Annotated in this window: 1 protein-coding gene; it reads left to right on the plus strand. The window is 56.4% G+C overall.

Annotated features, from left to right (window positions below; all coding sequences use genetic code 11):
• Nucleotides 1-136: 136 nt before the first annotated feature.
• On the plus strand, nucleotides 137-1,438 hold the full coding sequence (locus P353_RS26320) for an IS4 family transposase (RefSeq protein ID WP_080750695.1): 1,302 nt from the start codon (nucleotides 137-139) through the stop codon (nucleotides 1,436-1,438).
• Nucleotides 1,439-1,448 lie beyond the last annotated feature (10 nt).

The raw sequence follows: 1,448 nt of genomic DNA on the forward strand, positions 1-1,448 counted from the left end.
GGCCACCTAGGGTTCCGCTCTGACAGCCATCCCTTTCAAGGTCTTCGGTAAAATCCCCTGAAATTTCATTCAGGGATCCCAAACGATGTGGGCCGATGTTCTAGCGCGTTTCGAGAAAAAAGCACCTGCCAGCGTCATGGCCAAATTGGCGCTGGAACAAGCTATTGCCCCTGAGTGGGTCGATCAGGTCTTCGAAGAACATCGGCAACGGCAGTATTCTCGTGAACTACTGTTCTCGACCATAATCAAGCTGATGTCCCTTGTTTCATTGGGCTTGAAGCCATCCCTGCACGCCGCCGCGCGGCAACTGGAAGATCTCCCTGTCAGCTTGGCGGCGCTTTACGACAAGATCAGTCGTACTGAACCCGCGCTATTGCGCGCTCTGGTCACCGGTAGTGCGCAACGACTGACTCCAACCATCAAAGAACTGGGTTGCACGACGATGCTGCCGGACTGGCAGGTTCGCGTGGTAGATGGCAATCACCTGGCATCCACTGAGAAGCGTCTGGGGGCTCTACGCCAGGAGCGAGGTGCGGCTCGTCCCGGTTTTTCGGTAGTGGTCTACGATCCTGATCTCGATCAGGTCATCGACCTTCAGGCATGTGAGGATGCCTACGCCAGCGAGCGCGTTTGCGTGTTGCCTCTGTTGGCTAATGCTGAACCGGGCCAGGTGTGGCTGGCTGACCGACTCTACTGCACGCTTCCGGTAATGGAAGCTTGTGAGCAGGTCCAGACGTCCTTTGTCATTCGCCAGCAAGCCAAACATCCACGCCTGATTCAAGAGGGTGAGTGGCAAGAATCCGTGCCTGTGGAAACAGGCTCTGTGCGTGAGCAGATCATCCAGGTCAGAGGCGGTTACCAATGTCGGCGCGTCGAACTGACGCTTCATTCGCCAACAGACTCGGGTGACAGCAGCTTGATGTTCTGGAGCAACTTGCCTGAAAGCGTCAGCGCTGAGCAGATCGCGCAACTCTATCGCCGCCGCTGGAGCATTGAAGGTATGTTCCAGCGACTGGAAGCGATCCTGGAAAGTGAAATCGAAACTCTCGGCAGCCCAAAGGCCGCCTTGCTCGGGTTCACTACGGCAGTGTTGGCCTACAACGTCCTGGCTGTACTCAAGCGAAGCGTGGAGCAAGCCCATCGGGAGACCCAGCCTGATGGCTGGGAAGCCTCGATCTATCACTTGGCGGTCCAGGTCAGGAGTGGTTATGAGGGAATGCAGATTGCACTGCCCTCGGAATATCTTCCCGCCATCCCTGTGGAAAAGTTGGCCCAGCGTTTGTTGGAGCTGGCCAGAAACATCCAACCCAAACAAGTTGCGAAAAGTCCCCGCGGCCCCAAGGTGCCTAAACCCAAGACATGGGTGCAAGGCAAGGCGGTGAATGCGCATGTTTCAACGGACAGGGTAATCAAGGCTGCCAAAACGAAAAGACCTTGAAAGGGCTGGC

Source organism: Comamonas testosteroni (genome assembly GCF_000761245.1).
Taxonomy (GTDB): Bacteria; Pseudomonadota; Gammaproteobacteria; order Burkholderiales; family Burkholderiaceae_C; genus Comamonas; species Comamonas testosteroni_C.

Coding starts and splice junctions, on each gene's coding strand:
- P353_RS26320 (WP_080750695.1), top strand. CDS start 137: ATGGCCAAATTGGCGCTGGAACAAGCTATTGCCCCTGAGTGGGTCGAT.